Annotated in this window: 14 protein-coding genes and 3 pseudogenes; 13 read left to right on the plus strand and 4 right to left on the minus strand. The window is 66.9% G+C overall.

The window, feature by feature from the left end:
- The first annotated feature begins 142 nt into the window (after positions 1 to 142).
- The 12 genes and pseudogenes from CF70_RS30915 (at position 143) to CF70_RS30970 (ending at position 10,947) form a co-directional block, all read left to right on the plus strand.
- The gene (locus CF70_RS30915) at positions 143 to 811 is read left to right on the plus strand and encodes a DNA polymerase III subunit gamma/tau C-terminal domain-containing protein (protein ID WP_051649276.1); all 669 of its coding nucleotides are present in this window, start codon (positions 143 to 145) and stop codon (positions 809 to 811) included.
- 85 nt (positions 812 to 896) lie between these two features.
- Positions 897 to 1,229: a YbaB/EbfC family nucleoid-associated protein gene (locus CF70_RS30920; protein ID WP_035874797.1), complete on the plus strand. Its 333-nt coding sequence runs from the start codon at positions 897 to 899 to the stop codon at positions 1,227 to 1,229.
- Positions 1,230 to 1,249: 20 nt separating this feature from the next.
- Positions 1,250 to 1,573: an antibiotic biosynthesis monooxygenase family protein gene (locus CF70_RS30925; RefSeq protein WP_035874799.1), complete on the plus strand. Its 324-nt coding sequence runs from the start codon at positions 1,250 to 1,252 to the stop codon at positions 1,571 to 1,573.
- A complete protein-coding gene (recR, locus tag CF70_RS30930; protein WP_035874802.1) occupies positions 1,570 to 2,184 on the plus strand; it encodes a recombination mediator RecR in 615 nt (204 codons plus the stop codon). The genes CF70_RS30925 and recR overlap by 4 nt, the downstream gene beginning before the upstream one ends.
- A 52-nt stretch (positions 2,185 to 2,236) precedes the next feature.
- A complete protein-coding gene (locus tag CF70_RS30935) occupies positions 2,237 to 3,142 on the plus strand; it encodes a LysR family transcriptional regulator (RefSeq protein WP_035874805.1) in 906 nt (301 codons plus the stop codon).
- A gap of 162 nt (positions 3,143 to 3,304) precedes the next feature.
- Positions 3,305 to 4,501, plus strand: coding sequence for a CaiB/BaiF CoA transferase family protein (locus CF70_RS30940; RefSeq protein WP_035874808.1), 1,197 nt, complete (start codon positions 3,305 to 3,307; stop codon positions 4,499 to 4,501).
- Positions 4,498 to 5,472 carry a hydroxymethylglutaryl-CoA lyase gene (locus tag CF70_RS30945; RefSeq protein ID WP_035874811.1) on the plus strand — a complete coding sequence of 325 codons (975 nt, stop codon included), beginning with the start codon at positions 4,498 to 4,500 and terminating at the stop codon, positions 5,470 to 5,472. Before CF70_RS30940 ends, CF70_RS30945 begins: the two co-directional genes overlap by 4 nt.
- 244 nt (positions 5,473 to 5,716) lie before the next feature.
- A pseudogene (locus CF70_RS30950) lies at positions 5,717 to 6,643 on the plus strand (Bug family tripartite tricarboxylate transporter substrate binding protein); the annotation flags it as partial.
- A 316-nt stretch (positions 6,644 to 6,959) separates the two neighbouring features.
- The gene (locus CF70_RS30955) at positions 6,960 to 8,006 is read left to right on the plus strand and encodes an ABC transporter substrate-binding protein (RefSeq protein WP_035874814.1); all 1,047 of its coding nucleotides are present in this window, start codon (positions 6,960 to 6,962) and stop codon (positions 8,004 to 8,006) included.
- Positions 8,007 to 8,231: 225 nt separating this feature from the next.
- Positions 8,232 to 9,044, plus strand: a complete 813-nt coding sequence (locus CF70_RS30960) for an ABC transporter ATP-binding protein (RefSeq protein WP_035874817.1) — start codon at positions 8,232 to 8,234, stop codon at positions 9,042 to 9,044.
- Between the two features lie 129 nt (positions 9,045 to 9,173).
- Entirely contained in the window at positions 9,174 to 9,965 is a 792-nt protein-coding gene (locus tag CF70_RS30965) for an ABC transporter permease (RefSeq protein WP_035874821.1), read from the plus strand.
- A 277-nt stretch (positions 9,966 to 10,242) separates the two neighbouring features.
- Positions 10,243 to 10,947 carry a hypothetical protein gene (locus CF70_RS30970; RefSeq protein ID WP_035874824.1) on the plus strand — a complete coding sequence of 235 codons (705 nt, stop codon included), beginning with the start codon at positions 10,243 to 10,245 and terminating at the stop codon, positions 10,945 to 10,947.
- A gap of 29 nt (positions 10,948 to 10,976) precedes the next feature.
- Here the strand turns inward: CF70_RS30970 and CF70_RS39115 are convergent, their stop codons facing one another.
- The 4 genes and pseudogenes from CF70_RS39115 to CF70_RS30985 all read right to left on the minus strand — a co-directional run bounded on the left by CF70_RS39115 (position 10,977) and on the right by CF70_RS30985 (position 13,093).
- Complete coding sequence (locus tag CF70_RS39115) at positions 10,977 to 11,126, minus strand: ATP-binding protein (protein WP_414629491.1); 150 nt, start codon at positions 11,124 to 11,126, stop codon at positions 10,977 to 10,979.
- Positions 11,105 to 11,222, minus strand: a pseudogene (locus tag CF70_RS39120) (sensor histidine kinase N-terminal domain-containing protein); the annotation flags it as partial. The pseudogene CF70_RS39120 and the gene CF70_RS39115, both read right to left, overlap by 22 nt.
- 53 nt (positions 11,223 to 11,275) lie before the next feature.
- Positions 11,276 to 11,957 (minus strand): annotated as a pseudogene (locus CF70_RS30980) (response regulator).
- A 161-nt stretch (positions 11,958 to 12,118) separates the two neighbouring features.
- Positions 12,119 to 13,093, minus strand: coding sequence for an NADPH:quinone oxidoreductase family protein (locus CF70_RS30985; RefSeq protein ID WP_035874915.1), 975 nt, complete (start codon positions 13,091 to 13,093; stop codon positions 12,119 to 12,121).
- A gap of 220 nt (positions 13,094 to 13,313) precedes the next feature.
- Between CF70_RS30985 and surE the strand changes: the two genes are divergently transcribed.
- Positions 13,314 to 14,066, plus strand: a complete 753-nt coding sequence (gene surE / locus CF70_RS30990; RefSeq protein WP_035874828.1) for a 5'/3'-nucleotidase SurE — start codon at positions 13,314 to 13,316, stop codon at positions 14,064 to 14,066.
- Positions 14,067 to 14,270 lie beyond the last annotated feature (204 nt).

Raw genomic sequence — 14,270 nt, forward strand, 5'->3', positions numbered from 1 at the left:
GCCGCCGCCGGCTGCGCGCCAGCCCTCGGCCCAGCCTTTGCGTCCGCCTGGTCCGCCCGCGACAGTGTCACGGCCGGCCGCACCCGCTCCGGCTGCAACAACGCCCGCGCGCCGGGAAGCGCCGCCGTCACGGCCGGCCGCCATGGAAGCCAATGACGGCGGCCCGGGCAATGACGCGCCGCCGTGGGAAAACGCGGGCAGCAGCGACGTACCGCCGTGGGAGGACCTCCCGCCGGACCTGCCCATGATCGGGCCGTATGACAGTGATCCCGAACCGATGCCGGCGCGCCAGCCCGCGCCGCGCAGCGAAACCGCCGCGCGGCCCGCGCCGGTTGTCCGCGCACCGGTCCAGGCCGCGCCGGCCGAACCCGCCGAGCCCGTGCGGATCACGCCGCCGAAACCGCCGGTGGCAGGCGAGGATGGCTCGCCGCCGGCCTTTACCGGCGCCTGGCCGGAGCTGGCTGCCAGCCTGCCCCTCAAGGGCCTGGCGCAGCAGCTTGCCTACCAGAGCGAACTGGTGCAGGTGGTAGGCCGTACTTTCCACTTGCGCGCGCCGGTGGCACCGATTACCGAGGCTGGCGTCGTCGAACGCCTGCAACAGACGCTGGCCGAGCATCTCGGCGTCGACGTGCGGGTGCAGTGCGAAATTGGCGCGGTGGCCGATACCGCCGCCGCCGCGGATGCCCGGGCCCGTGCCGAGCGCCAGCGCGAGGCCGAAGCCACGATAGCAGGGGATCCTTTCGTGCAGGGTTTGCTGCGCGAGTTCGGCGGCACGATCCTGGAAGGATCGATCCAGCCGCGCGCCGCCTGAGCGCCGTTTATTTTTGCAAGGCTGCCGGCGCCCATGACGCGCGGCGGCCCGTAACTTCTATCCAATCGCTAATCAGGAGCACTCCATGATGAAGGGCCAACTGGCCGGGCTGATGAAGCAAGCCCAGCAGATGCAGGAAAACATGAAGAAGATGCAGGAGCAGCTCGCGCTGATTGAGGTCGAGGGCCAGTCCGGCGCCGGCCTGGTCAAGGTGACCATGACCTGCAAGAACGACGTCAAGCGTGTGTCCATCGACCCCAGCCTGCTCGCCGAGGGCGAGGACAAGGAACTGCTGGAAGACTTGGTCGCGGCTGCCTTCAACGACGCCGTGCGCAAGGCCGAGGCCACGTCGCAGGAAAAGATGGGTTCGATGACTTCCGGCCTGCCGCTGCCGCCGGGCTTCAAGTTGCCGTTCTGAGCCAGTTACGGAGCTCGCGCATGATTCTCGAATCCGCAATGCTGCCGGTGCGCCCGGGCCAGGAAGCCGCCTTCGAGGCGGCCTTCGGGCAGGCGCGCCATATCATCGCGGGCATGCCGGGCTTCCTCGGGCTTGAGTTGCATCGCGGCATCGAACAACCGTCCGATTACCTGCTGACGGTACGCTGGCGCACGCTGGAAGACCACACCGTGGGATTTCGCGGTTCGCCGCAATACCAGCAATGGAAAGCCTTGTTGCATCATTTCTACGAGCCGTTCCCCACCGTACTGCATCACGCGCCGGTGGTGAGCATGACGGCGCCGGCCCCGGGAGGCGCAGCGTGAAAGGCGCCCCCCCGACCTCGCTGCAGGCGCTGATCGAGGCGTTGCGGGTGTTGCCCGGCGTAGGCCCGAAATCGGCCCAGCGCATGGCTTACCACCTGCTGCAGCACGACCGAGAGGGCGCCCGCAAGCTGGGTGACGCGTTGCGCGGCGCGGCCGATGGCATCAAGCATTGCTCGCGCTGCAATACGTTCACCGAGCAGGAAATCTGCTCGACCTGCCTGGACGAACGGCGCGATGCCTCGCTGCTGTGCGTGGTGGAAACCCCGTCCGACCAGATCATGATCGAGCAGACGCTGACCTATCGCGGCCAGTATTTCGTGCTGATGGGCCGGCTCTCGCCGCTCGACGGCATCGGCCCGCGCGAGATCCACCTGGACCGGCTGCTGGCGCGCGCCACGGATCCGGCCATGGGCGGACCCGTGTCGGAGGTGATCATCGCCACCAATTTCACCAGCGAAGGCGAGGCCACCGCGCACTATGTCGGCGAGATGCTGAAGGCGCGCGGGCTCAAGGTGTCGCGCCTGGCGCGCGGCGTGCCGGTGGGTGGCGAACTCGAATACGTCGATGCCGGCACCATCGCCCGCGCGGTGATGGACCGGCGCTCGGTCTAGCCGTGCCGGACTGCCTCGCCCTGTATCCGGCCGTGCGCTTGGGCGCAACCGCATGAATCTCGCCCGCTTCGACCTCGTCACGCTCGGCCTGTTCGTCGCCGTGGCGCGCCAGGGCAGTATCTCCGCCGGTGCGCGTCAGTCCCACCTGGCAGTGGCGGCGGCCAGCAAGCGCATCTCGGATCTGGAGACGGCGGTCGGGGCGCCGCTGTTCTTCCGCCACGCGGCCGGCGTGCAGCTGACCGAGGCCGGTCAGGCATGCTTCCATCATGCGCTGACCATCCTGCAGGACGTGGAGCGCATGGCTGGCGTGATGTCGGACTATGCCAGTGGCGTGCGCGGCCAGGTGCGCGTCTGCGCCAATACCTCGGCGATCACGCAGTTCCTGCCCGACGACCTGGCGACCTTCATGGCGCTGCATCCCACCATCCGCATCGAGCTCGAGGAGCAGAACAGCAGCGAGATCGTCGCCGCCCTGGTGGAGAACCGGGCGGATGTGGGCATCTTTGCCGACCGCACGCCCAGCGCGGGCCTGGTCACGGTGGAGTACCGGCAGGACGAACTGGTGCTGGTGACACCGCCGGGCCATCCGCTCTCCGAGCGCGGGCCGGTGCGCTATGCGGACACCCTCGAATACGATTTCGTCAGCTTGCCGCAGGTTACTTCGCTGGCGGCCCGCCTGCTGGAGGAAAGCAGCCGGCTGGACCGGCCGTTCCGCCTGCGCATCCAGGTACGCAGCTTCGACGCCATGTGCCGCATGGTGATGGCGGGGCTGGGCGTGGGCGTGCTGCCGCGCATCGCGGCCGAGCCGCATGTGCAGTCGATGGGCTTGTCGCTGGTGGGGCTGCAGGACGCCTGGGCGCGCCGTTCCCTGCTCATCGGCATGCGCGATCCGGCTGGCCTGACGGTGTCGGCGCGGCTGCTCATTACCCACCTCTGCGGCGACCGCGCGCCATTCTGAACCCCCGAGGGCTTTCGCGTTCCGAGAAAGCCCGCTTCTCCGAATGCCGATTCCGCCAGCCGCGCGGTTGGGGCACACTGCGTCGAAACAAGGCGTGGTGCCGGCAGCGGCCACACGCCAGCCCCAATCGACATTGCGACATCGCACGGAGACACCCCCATCATGGCGCGACAGATCCTCGAAGGCATTCGGGTCCTGGAACTCGGGCAACTGATTGCCGGCCCCTTCGCCGCCAAGACCCTTGCCGATTTCGGCGCCCACGTGGTCAAGGTGGAGCCGCCGGGGCAGGGCGACCCCCTGCGCAAATGGCGCATGCTCTATGAGGACACCTCGGTCTGGTGGGAAGCGCAGTCGCGCAACAAGCAGTCGATCTGCATTGACCTGCGCAATCCCGAGGGGCAGGCGGTGGTGCGCAAGCTGGCGGCCGAGTCCGACGTGCTGATCGAGAATTTCCGTCCGGGCACCATGGAAAAATGGGGCCTGGGCTACGAGGCGCTCCGTGCGGAGAACCCAGGGCTGATCATGGTGCGCGTGTCCGGCTATGGCCAGACCGGCCCGAAGAAGGACGAGCCCGGTTTTGCTGCGGTAGCCGAGGCCATGGGCGGCCTGCGCTATCTCACCGGCGAGCCGGGGCGTGCCCCGGTGCGCGCGGGCCTGTCGCTGGGCGACACCATTGCCGGCCTGCATGGCGCGCTGGGCGTGCTGCTGGCGCTGTACGAGCGCGATGCGCGCGGCGGCGAAGGGCAGGTGATCGATGTCGCGCTGTACGAGTCGCTGTTCAACCTGAGCGAGAGCCTGTTGCCGGAATACTCGGCCTTCGGCGCGGTGCGCCAGCCGGCCGGCGGTGCGTTGCCGGGCATCGCGCCGTCCAACGCCTATCCCTGCGCCAGTGGTGAATACGTGCTGGTGGCGGCCAACGGCGACGCCATCTTCAAGCGGCTGATGCATGCCATCGGCCGCGCCGACCTGGCTGAAGATCCGGCGCTCGCGCGTAACGACGGCCGCGTCAGGCGCGTCGACGAGATCGATGCGGCGATCACCGCGTGGACACGTACACAAGGCGTGGAAGACGCGCTGGCGGTGCTCAAGCAGGCCGAAGTGCCATCGGGCCGCATCTACACCGTCAAGGACATCTCGGAAGATCCGCACTACCGCGCGCGCGGCGTGATCGAAAGCGTGACCGCGGCCAGCGGCCTGACGGTCGAGGTGCCGGGCATCATGCCGAAGCTCTCGGCAAGCCCCGGCGCCATTCACGATCGCGCCCCTACGCTGGGGGAGCACACCGATAGCGTGCTGGAGGCTGCCGGTTTCGACGCCGCCACCATCGCCGAGTTGCGCGCGCGCGGAGTGGTCGCATGAGCGCCGCCATTTCCACCCGCCTGCGCGGACCGGCCCGCATCGAGATCAACGAAGTGGCGCCGCGCGATGGCCTGCAGATCGAACCGGTGGTGGTGCCCACCGACGCCAAGGTCGCATTCCTGGACGCCTTGTCGGCCTGCGGCTTCGCCCGCATCGAGGCCACGTCCTTCACATCGGCGAAGGCTATCCCGGCACTGGCCGACGCCGAGGCCGTGATGCATCGCATGGCGCGCGCCGCGGGCGTGCGCTATACCGCGCTGGTGCCCAACTTGCGCGGCCTGGAGCGTGCGCTGTCGTGCCGGCCTGATGAGCTCAACCTGGTGATGTCCGCCAGCGAGACCCATAACCGCGCCAACCTGCGCATGACGCGTGTCCAGTCGCAAGCCCAGCTGCTGGCGATGACCGAGGCCGCCAACGCAGCCGGCGTGCCGGTCAATGTTTCGCTGTCCACGGTGTTCGGCTGTCCCTTCGAAGGCGAGGTGGATCCCGATGCCGTGATGGCGCTGGCCGAATCCTTCGCCAGCGCCGGCGCTGCCGGCATCACGCTGTGCGATACCACCGGCATGGCTTATCCCAGCCAGGTCGCCTCGCTGTGCGAGCGCTTCCAGCAAGGCCTGCCGCAAGCCGGCCTGACCATTCACCTGCACAACACCCGCGGCATGGGCCTGGCGAACGCGCTGGCCGCATGGCAAACGGGGGTGACGCGTTTCGACGCCGCCGCGGGCGGTCTGGGCGGCTGCCCGTTCGCGCCGGGCGCGAGCGGCAATGTCAGCACCGAAGAGCTGGTGCATATGTTCGCAGCAATGGGCGTGGATACCGGCGTGGACCTGGGGCGCCTGCTCGATGTGGTGGCCGGGCTGCCGGCGCTGGTCCAGCGCGACACCGCCAGTCAGTTGCTGCGCGCGGGGCCGCGCCTGCGCACGCATCAGCCGCCGGCCTGGCTGGCCGAACATTTCGGCGGGCAGCACTGACGCTGACGCCGCACTGCCTTTCCGAATCCCGAAGAACGGGGGCGCACCGCGCGGTGAGGGCTGGCGCGGGCGCTGTAAAAGACCAAGATCAACAAGCACCAAGCAGGAGACGCTCCATGCCTCGCATCCCGGCATTTGCCAACGCACGTCCGCAGTTTTCCCTGTCCGTATCGCCGGCGCGCCGCAAGACACTCGCCGCGGTGGCGCTGGCAGCCGCCAGCCTGGCGGGGACTTCCGCCCGGGNGCGGGTACTTCCGCCTGGGCCCAGGACAGCAGCTATCCGAACCGGCCTGTCACGCTGGTGGTCTCCGCCGCCGCCGGCGGCACCACCGATCTGGCCGCACGGATGATCTCCGAGCCGCTGTCCAAGGCCCTCGGCCAGCCGGTGGTGGTGGACAACCGCCCCGGTGGTTCAGGCGGCATTGCCGCGCAGACCGTGGCGCGCGCCAAGCCGGACGGCTATACGCTGCTGGTGCAGTACTCTGGCTTCCAGGTCATCACGCCGCTGCTGACGAAGACCTCGTGGGACCCGGTGAAGGACTTTGCGCCGGTCGCCAACCTTCTGTCGGCGCCGCAAGTGCTGGTGGTGCGCCCGAGCCTGCCGGTCAAGACGCTCAAGGAACTGGTGGCGTATGCCAAGGCCAATCCCAACAAGCTCAACTACGCGTCGTCGGGGAACGGCTCGCTGCAGCACGTCTCCACCGAGTTGCTGAACCAGATGGCCGGCATCCAGATCACCCATGTTCCATACAAAGGCACCGGCCCGGCCATGACCGACCTGCTTGGCGGCTCGGTCGATCTCACCATCACCACGCCGCCGCCGTTGATGGGCCATATCCAGGGCGGCAAGCTGCGCCCGCTGGTGGTGACCAGCAAGCAGCGCCTGCCCAGCCTGAAGGACGTGCCGTCCGCGCCGGAAGCGGGGTACCCCGACCTCGACGTGTCTTCGTGGTTCGCCATGTACGCGCCAGCCGGCACGCCCAAGCCGGTCATCGACAAGCTCGCCGGCGAGATCGAACGCATCATGCAGACCGAGGCCTTCCGCAAGAAGGCCGAAGAACTCGGCGCCGAGGCGAAGTTCATGGGGCCGCAGCAGCTCGCCACGTATCAGCGCAACGAGCTGGCGCGCTGGGGCAAGGTCATCAAATCGGCCGATATCCACGCGGAATGAGGCGCGCGTCGGGCTGGCCATCAAGGCGGCCCCGCAAGGTCATCGGGTAATGCCGTTCAGTAAGGCGGTCGAAAGGCACGACCTGTATTGTTAGTGCCCCGCATGCCGCCATGCGGAGTCGCGGTGTAGGTGTTGATCCCGATGCGACCCGGCGCGGCATCGGCTAGCATCGCAACTTGCCGCTTCGCGGCACCACGGAATCCGTGGCACGCCGTGGCACGCATGAGCGCGAGATCGGCGGCTGGCGTCGGCGGATGGCACGCAACGGTGCATGCCGCCGGCTGGCAGCCGGGTACAACAGGTAGGAGAGAGAAAAATGTATAACAAGAAATTCTGGAAGCAGGCGCTGCTCGCGCTGGCGCTGTTCCTTGCGGGTTGGTTCACGTTCGGTGGCTACGCCCAGGCGCAAGGCAAGCCTGAGAAGGCCAAGATCACCATCGCCGTGGGTGGCAAGAACCTGTTCTACTACCTGCCGCTGACCATCGCCGAGCGCCTCGGCTACTTCAAGGATGAAGGCCTCGACGTCGAGATCGTCGACTTCGCCGGCGGTGCCAAGGCATTGCAGGCGGTGGTGGGCGGCAGCGCCGACGTGGTTTCCGGCGCCTACGAGCACACCATCAACCTGCAAGCCAAGGGCCAGCAGTACCAGGAGTTCGTGCTGCAGGGCCGTGCCCCGCAGATCGTGCTGATGGTTTCCAACAAGACCATGCCCGACTTCAAGTCGGTGGCCGACCTGAAGGGCAAGAAGATCGGCGTGACCGCGCCGGGTTCGTCGACCAATATGATGGCCAACTTCGTGCTGGCCAAGGCAGGGCTGAAAGCGTCGGACGTTTCCTTCATCGGTGTTGGCGCCAGCGCCGGCGCGGTGGCGGCAATGCGCTCCGGCCAGATCGACGCGATGGCCAACCTCGATCCGGTGGTGTCGATGCTGACCCAGAAGAACGAAGTCCGCATCGCCTCGGATACCCGCACGCTGAAGGACACCCAGGCCGTGTTCGGCGGCAATATGCCGTCGGGCTGCCTGTATGCATCGGTGGCGTTTATCCAGCAGAACCCGAACACCACGCAGGCGCTCACCAACGCCATGGTGCGCGCGCTCAAGTGGCTGCAGAAGGCCGGTCCGTCGGACATCGTCAAGACCGTGCCTGAAAGCTACCTGCTGGGTGACCGCGCGCTCTACCTGGCTGCCTGGGAGAAGGTCAAGGAAGCCATCTCGCCGGACGGCAGCATGCCCGCCGACGGCCCCAAGACCGCGCTGAGCACGCTGCAACAGTTCGATCCGGACCTGAAGGGCAAGACCATCAAGCTGGAAAACACCTTCACCAACAGCTTCGTGCAGAAGGCAAACGCCAAGTACAAATAAGGCATCGCCCGCGCCCAGGGTGCCGGCGGCCCGCTGCGTGCAGCGGGCCTTTGCATTGGCAAGCGCCGATGCCGGCCATGGCATCGGGCACGCCGCCTTGAACTTGCCTTCCACGTTATTCCTGTCACGCGGTATTGCGCTGTCCATATCGCTTGCACGGTTCGCACCGTTCGCACCGTTCGCGCAGTCAGCGTTATCCAGCACCGTATCCGCCAAGAGCCTGTCATGAGCACTGCCGCACTTTCCCTCGACAATGTCACCTGCACCTTCGTCTCGCGCGAAGACCGCAGCCAGCGCTATACCGCCGTCAAGGATGTCACCCTGGATATACAGCCCGGTGAATTCGTCTCCGTGGTGGGGCCAACCGGCTGTGGCAAGTCCACCTTGCTTAATGTGGGGGCGGGTTTGCTGCAGCCCTCGATTGGCGAGGTGCGCGTGTTCGGCGAGCCGCTGCGGGGCATCAACACCCGCGCCGGCTACATGTTCCAGGCCGAGGCCCTGATGCCTTGGCGCAGCGCACTCGACAACGTGATCGCCGGGCTGGAATTCCGCGGCATGGCGCGCGCCCAGGCAGAGCAAGAGGGCGAGGCCTGGCTGCGTCGCGTTGGCCTGGGCGGTTTTGGCGACCGCTATCCGCACCAGCTCTCGGGTGGCATGCGCAAGCGCGTCAGCCTGGCCCAGACCCTGGTGCTCGATCCGGACATCATCCTGATGGATGAACCGTTCTCCGCGCTCGACATCCAGACCCGTCAGCTGATGGAAAACGAAGTGCTCGACCTGTGGGCGGCCAAGCGCAAGGCGGTCCTGTTCATTACCCACGATCTCGACGAGGCCATCGCCATGAGCGATCGCGTGGTGGTGCTGTCGGCGGGGCCGGGCACGCACCCGATCGGCGAATTCGCCATCGACCTGCCGCGTCCGCGCGACGTCGCCGAGATACGCAATCATCCGCGTTTTGTCGAACTGCACGCGGCGATCTGGGATGTGCTGCGCGAGGAAGTCCTCAAGGGCTATGCGCAGCAGCGCAAGGTTGCGTGAGTTGACTACCGTCACTCCGTGCGGCGCATTGCGCGCAACGAACTCCGCGAGCGCGCCGGTCGCCACGATGGCCCGGCCCGCCCGCTTCCCACTCAATCCGGTCTGATTTAAATTCGAACTCCGATTCCCATGGCTTTCCGTCCCGACTCCAAGGGCATGCTGCGATTCTGGCAGTTGCTCGTCCTCGTGGTGATCCTCGGCGCCTGGCATATCGCCACGCGCTCGCAACAAGTTGCCTTCTTCTTCGGCGAACCGCTGATGGTGGCCCAGCGTATCTGGAACTGGTTCGTGGTCGAGCGCGATATTTATATCCACCTCGGCGTGACCCTGATCGAGACGCTGCTGGCTTTCGGCATCGGCACGGCGGCGGGGCTCGGCGTTGGCCTGTGGCTGGCGCTCAGCCCGCTGACGTCCGCCATCCTCGATCCCTACATCAAGGCCATGAACTCGATGCCGCGCGTGATTCTGGCGCCGATCTTCGCCGTGTGGTTCGGTCTGGGCATCTGGTCCAAGGTGGCGCTGGCGGTGACGCTGGTGTTCTTTATCGTGTTCTTCAACGTCTACCAGGGCGTCAAGGAAGTCAGCCCGGTGGTGCTGGCCAATGTGCGCATGCTGGGCGCAAACCAGAAACAGCTGCTGCGCCATGTCTACCTGCCGAGCGCGACCAGCTGGGTCTTCTCCTCGCTGCATACCTCTGTTGGCCTGGCTTTCGTGGGCGCGGTGGTGGGCGAATACCTGGGCTCGGCGCGGGGGGTGGGTTACCTGATCCTGCAGGCCGAAGGCACTTTCGACATCAACACCGTGTTCGCCGGCATCGTGGTGCTGACCGCGGCGGCGCTGGTGCTCGACACGCTGGTGGGTGTCGTGGAGAAGCGATTGATGAAGTGGCAACCGCGTAGCGGGGAGACCGAGCGCTTGTAAGACTGGCATCTGCATGGCGCGGCGGCGATCGCGCGTGGCAATAAGAACGGCCGGAGGATGACTTTCCTCCGGCCGTTTTTATTTTGCGAGGTCATTGCCTGGCCTGCCCTGGTGCCGCTTCGTCTGGCACTGTCGGCGGGGTAGCGCGCAATTGCCGGGCGTAATGTTCTGTTTTTAAGACAATTATTTTCACCTAGAATCGGGACCTGATTTCCATTGCCCGAGACATGATGCCCGTTCCAGCGCCGAGGCGCCGGGACGGGCAGGCAAGCCACCGATGCCATTGACGTACCCGATACCGACTGCCGGCCGCGGCGCCGGCAGCCAGCGCCTGATCGTGGCCGCACTGGTGCTGGCGGCGCATGTCCTGGTGTTGGCGCCGGTGCCCTGGCCTGCCTGGCAGTTGTTTTCCGAACCGCAGCGGCGGGATGAAGCCGGCGCGAAGGTCTTGCAATGGGTCACCGTCATGCCTTCCACGGCGCCGCCAATCCCTGTCATGCCAGCACACGCGCCACTTGCCGCGACCACGCGTGGCCAGCCCGCAGTCGGAGCGCGGCCCGCCGCGCGGGCTGAGCAGCCCGTGCAGCCGCCTGCCGCGGCAACGGTCTCTCCGCACCCTACGCCTGCGGCACCCTCCGGTGCCGCCACGGTACCCATGCTGCGGCTGGAACCGCCTGCCTCCGGCGACGCGCCGCCAGTCCCCGGCGCCGCACTGGACAATATCGCCCGCAGCAGGCAGAGGGGCGGAGCGAGCTTCGAGCGCGCAGCCTCGGATGCGGTGGCGTCGCCCGCGCGCCGGCTTGCCGCGGACATTGCTGCCGCGGCACCGGGCGCGGATCTCAGCGAAGGGCAGGCGGGTGTGAATCGCACCGCGCGAGTGCGGGGCGCAGCGGGAACCTACTGCCTGCGCACGAAGGACCCCAGCCTGAAGGTCGATCCTTTTCGCCAGGAGCTTGCCGTGCCGACCAATTGCCCGCCTTAGCGGCACCGTCGAAGGCAACGCGATGCGGGTCAGGTCGCGGCACTCGCGGCCGCCCCAGGCGCAAAGCGTACGCTGACCGTCAGGCCGCCACCCGGTGTTTGCTCGAGCGTTACCGTGGCGCCATGGGTGCGTGCAATCTCGCGCACGATCGGCAGGCCAAGGCGGATGCCTTCGCGCATCGACTTGAGCGAGGCTTCCGGCGTGCGGTCGAATGCCACGTGGGCGGCATCCATGGCGCGGTGGTAAGTCATCCATGCGTCCAGCGCCAGCAACATCAGCAACGGCGGCAGCAGTCAGAGCGATAGCTGCAGGCGCAGGCTCGGTACTTTCATCGCGCGGCGGGCGGGGCCGCGCCAGCCTGGGCGCCCGCAGCGAGCAGGTAGCCCAGCCCGCGCAGGGTGACGATGGCCACGCCGCTGCCATCCAGCTTCTTGCGCAGGCGGTGCACGTAGATCTCGATGGCATCGGGGTTGACCGACTAGTCGATGCCGAAGATCTTCTCCGACATGGCCTCCTTGTTGACGGCGCGTCCGTCGCGCTGCATCAACACTTCGAGCACCGCGCGCTCCCGCCGGGTCAGCGCCAGCGTTTCGCCGTTCAGCGTAAACGCGCGGCTGATCCCGTCATAACACAGCGTGCCGCATTGCAATTGCGTGCTCTCGTGCCCGTGGCTGCGGCGTATCAGCGCGCGGGCGCGTGCTTCCGGCTCGGGCAGGTCGAACGGCTTGGACAGGTAGTCGTCGGCGCCGAGATTGAGCCCCCTTTGCCCGGTCCTCGACGGATCCGTGCGCGGCCAGGATCAGTACGGGCAAGGCGTTGCGCTGTTGCCGCAGGCGCCGCAGCACCTCGAGCCCATCGAGCTTGGGCAGGCCAAGGTCGAGGATGAGCAGCGCGTAGTCCTGCGTCGCCAGCAGGTGATCGGCGGCCCGCTCGTCGTGCATGCAGTCGACGGCGAAGCCGGCCTGGGTCAGCGCTTCGACCAGCGCTTCGATCAGCGCATTGGCCAGCATCACATTGTCTGTGGGCGTGACCGCCGGTCTGCAGCATCGCTTTTGAACGGGGGGGCGGGGCGCCGCCGCCATGGTGACGTGAAGATTGACGGCGAAAAAAAACGCCTGGCACCAAGACGCCAGGCGTTTTTTCTTTTGCACTGCGCCGAAGGCGCGCGCGGTCAGGGCACGATGACGATCTTGCCGGTGACCTTGCGTGCTTCCATGTCCTTCAGGGCCTGCGGCGCCTGCTCCAGCGGATAGCGCGCGGAGATATGCGGGCGGATCTTGCCTTCCTTCATCCATCCCAGCATCTGCGCCATATTGGCCTGGTTCGCCTTGGGTTCGCGCCGTGCGAAATCGCCCCAGAACACGCCCACCAGCGAGGCGCCCTTGAGCAGTGCGAGGTTCAGCGGGAGCTTGGGGATTTCGCCATTGGCGAAACCCACCACCAGGTAGCGGCCGCGCCAGCCGATCGAGCGGAACGCCGGCTCGGCGTAGATGCCGCCGACCGGATCGTAAATCACGTCGGGTCCGCGTCCGTCGGTCAGCGCCTTGACGCGCTCGCGCAAGTCTTCGGTGCTGTAGTTGATCAGCGCATCGGCGCCATGGTCCTTGCATACCGCGAGCTTCTCGTCGGTGGAAGCTGCCGCGATCACGCGCGCGCCGATGGCCTTGCCGATCTCGATCGCGGCCAGGCCCACGCCGCCGGCGGCACCGAGTACCAGCATGGTCTGGCCGGCCTTCAGTTCGCCGCGGTCGATCACCGCGTGGTGCGAGGTGCCGTAAGTGAGGGTGAATGCCGCGGCGGTTTCGAAGTCGATGCCCGGCGGCATCGGCACCACCGCGCTGGCGGGCGCCTTGGCCTGCGAGGCAAAAGCGCCGTTGCCGAGATAGGCGATGACATTGTCGCCGGGTTTGACGTGCGTCACGCCTTCTCCCACCGCGTTGACCACGCCGGCCAGCTCCGAGCCGGGCGAGAAGGGCAGTTGCGGCTTGGCCTGGTATTTGTTCTGGATGATGAGGACGTCGGGGAAATTCACGCCGGCCGCCTTCACGTCGATGACCACTTCGCCCGCGCCGGGCACCAGGTCGGGCAGAGTTTCAAGAACCAGCGAATCAGGCGGGCCCCAGGCTTTGCAAAGTACGGCTTTCATCATGTCTCCGGTGATATGTTCGATGCCCGGCAGAGTATGGCGCAAATGGGTGAACGCGAGGTCCATGCGCGTTGCGCCAGGCAGGCCCGGGCAAGTGTAGCGCAAAAATAGCACGGTCGTTCTGTTACGCGCCGGGGGCCATCTTCGGCGGTCGGTCGGCAGCACGATTTGCGGTACGGACAGGGCGCCCGCAGCAGCCTTGTCAGGTACAATCGCGCCCATGCATATCCTCCTCGCAAACGATGACGGTTACCTGGCGCCGGGGCTTGCCGCGCTACATGCCGCGCTGGCGCCGCTGGCTCGCATCACGGTGATCGCGCCCGAGCAAAACCACAGCGGTGCGTCGAACTCGCTGACCTTGCAACGGCCCCTGTCAATGTTCGAGGCGCGCGAGGGCGTGCAGAAAGGTTTCCGTTTCGTCAACGGCACGCCGACCGATTGTGTGCATATCGCGCTGACCGGCCTGCTGGACGAGAAACCGGATCTGGTGGTGTCAGGCATCAACCAGGGCCAGAACATGGGTGAGGACGTGCTGTACTCCGGCACCGTCGCCGCGGCCATCGAGGGTTTCTTGCTGGGCATTCCCTCGATCGCCTTTTCCCAGGTGGACAAGGGCTGGACGCACCTCGACGCGGCTGCCCGCGTGGCGCGCGACATTGTCGAGCGCTATATCGCCAAGCCCGCGGAAGAACCCTTCCTGCTCAACGTCAATATTCCCAGCCTGCCGTTCGAGCATCTCAAAGGCTATCGCGCCACCCGGCTAGGCAAGCGTCATCCCTCGCAGCCTGTCATCACGCAGGTAAACCCGCGTGGCGACACCAACTACTGGATCGGACCTGCCGGCGACGCGCGCGATGCGAGCGAGGGCACGGATTTCCACGCCACGGGCGAAGGTTTCGTGTCGTTGACCCCTTTGCAGCTGGACCTGACACACCGCGGGCAGCTCGAGCAGATCAACCAGTGGCTCGCATAAGCCCTTGCGCGCGCAGTATCTGGCCGTCATGAGTACCGTCCCGCGTCGCCCAAAGTTTCCCCTTTCGCTGGACGCCGTGGTCGAGCGAAAGCCCGCACCGGCGCGTACCGCCGGCATGCCTGCCGTTGGCGGAGCTCGCGGCGCGGCGATGGCCGCCAAGTCGCTCGCGGCCAAGGCGCCTGGCGCGCCGACGCCGGCCGCCAG

The sequence above is a fragment of the Cupriavidus sp. SK-3 genome, assembly GCF_000611145.1.
Taxonomy (GTDB): domain Bacteria; phylum Pseudomonadota; class Gammaproteobacteria; order Burkholderiales; family Burkholderiaceae; genus Cupriavidus.

What these genes read in the sequence shown, in the direction of transcription:
- CF70_RS30940 (WP_035874808.1), top strand. Translation starts at nt 3,305, where the DNA reads ATGGCGCGACAGATCCTCGAAGGCATTCGGGTCCTGGAACTCGGGCAA.
- CF70_RS30970 (WP_035874824.1), top strand. Translation starts at nt 10,243, where the DNA reads ATGCCATTGACGTACCCGATACCGACTGCCGGCCGCGGCGCCGGCAGC.
- surE (WP_035874828.1), top strand. Translation starts at nt 13,314, where the DNA reads ATGCATATCCTCCTCGCAAACGATGACGGTTACCTGGCGCCGGGGCTT.
- CF70_RS30925 (WP_035874799.1), top strand. Translation starts at nt 1,250, where the DNA reads ATGATTCTCGAATCCGCAATGCTGCCGGTGCGCCCGGGCCAGGAAGCC.
- CF70_RS30960 (WP_035874817.1), top strand. Translation starts at nt 8,232, where the DNA reads ATGAGCACTGCCGCACTTTCCCTCGACAATGTCACCTGCACCTTCGTC.
- CF70_RS30965 (WP_035874821.1), top strand. Translation starts at nt 9,174, where the DNA reads ATGGCTTTCCGTCCCGACTCCAAGGGCATGCTGCGATTCTGGCAGTTG.
- CF70_RS30945 (WP_035874811.1), top strand. Translation starts at nt 4,498, where the DNA reads ATGAGCGCCGCCATTTCCACCCGCCTGCGCGGACCGGCCCGCATCGAG.
- CF70_RS30920 (WP_035874797.1), top strand. Translation starts at nt 897, where the DNA reads ATGATGAAGGGCCAACTGGCCGGGCTGATGAAGCAAGCCCAGCAGATG.
- CF70_RS30935 (WP_035874805.1), top strand. Translation starts at nt 2,237, where the DNA reads ATGAATCTCGCCCGCTTCGACCTCGTCACGCTCGGCCTGTTCGTCGCC.
- CF70_RS30985 (WP_035874915.1), bottom strand. Translation starts at nt 13,093, where the DNA reads ATGAAAGCCGTACTTTGCAAAGCCTGGGGCCCGCCTGATTCGCTGGTT.
- CF70_RS30955 (WP_035874814.1), top strand. Translation starts at nt 6,960, where the DNA reads ATGTATAACAAGAAATTCTGGAAGCAGGCGCTGCTCGCGCTGGCGCTG.
- CF70_RS39115 (WP_414629491.1), bottom strand. Translation starts at nt 11,126, where the DNA reads ATGCGCGAAGGCATCCGCCTTGGCCTGCCGATCGTGCGCGAGATTGCA.
- CF70_RS30915 (WP_051649276.1), top strand. Translation starts at nt 143, where the DNA reads ATGGAAGCCAATGACGGCGGCCCGGGCAATGACGCGCCGCCGTGGGAA.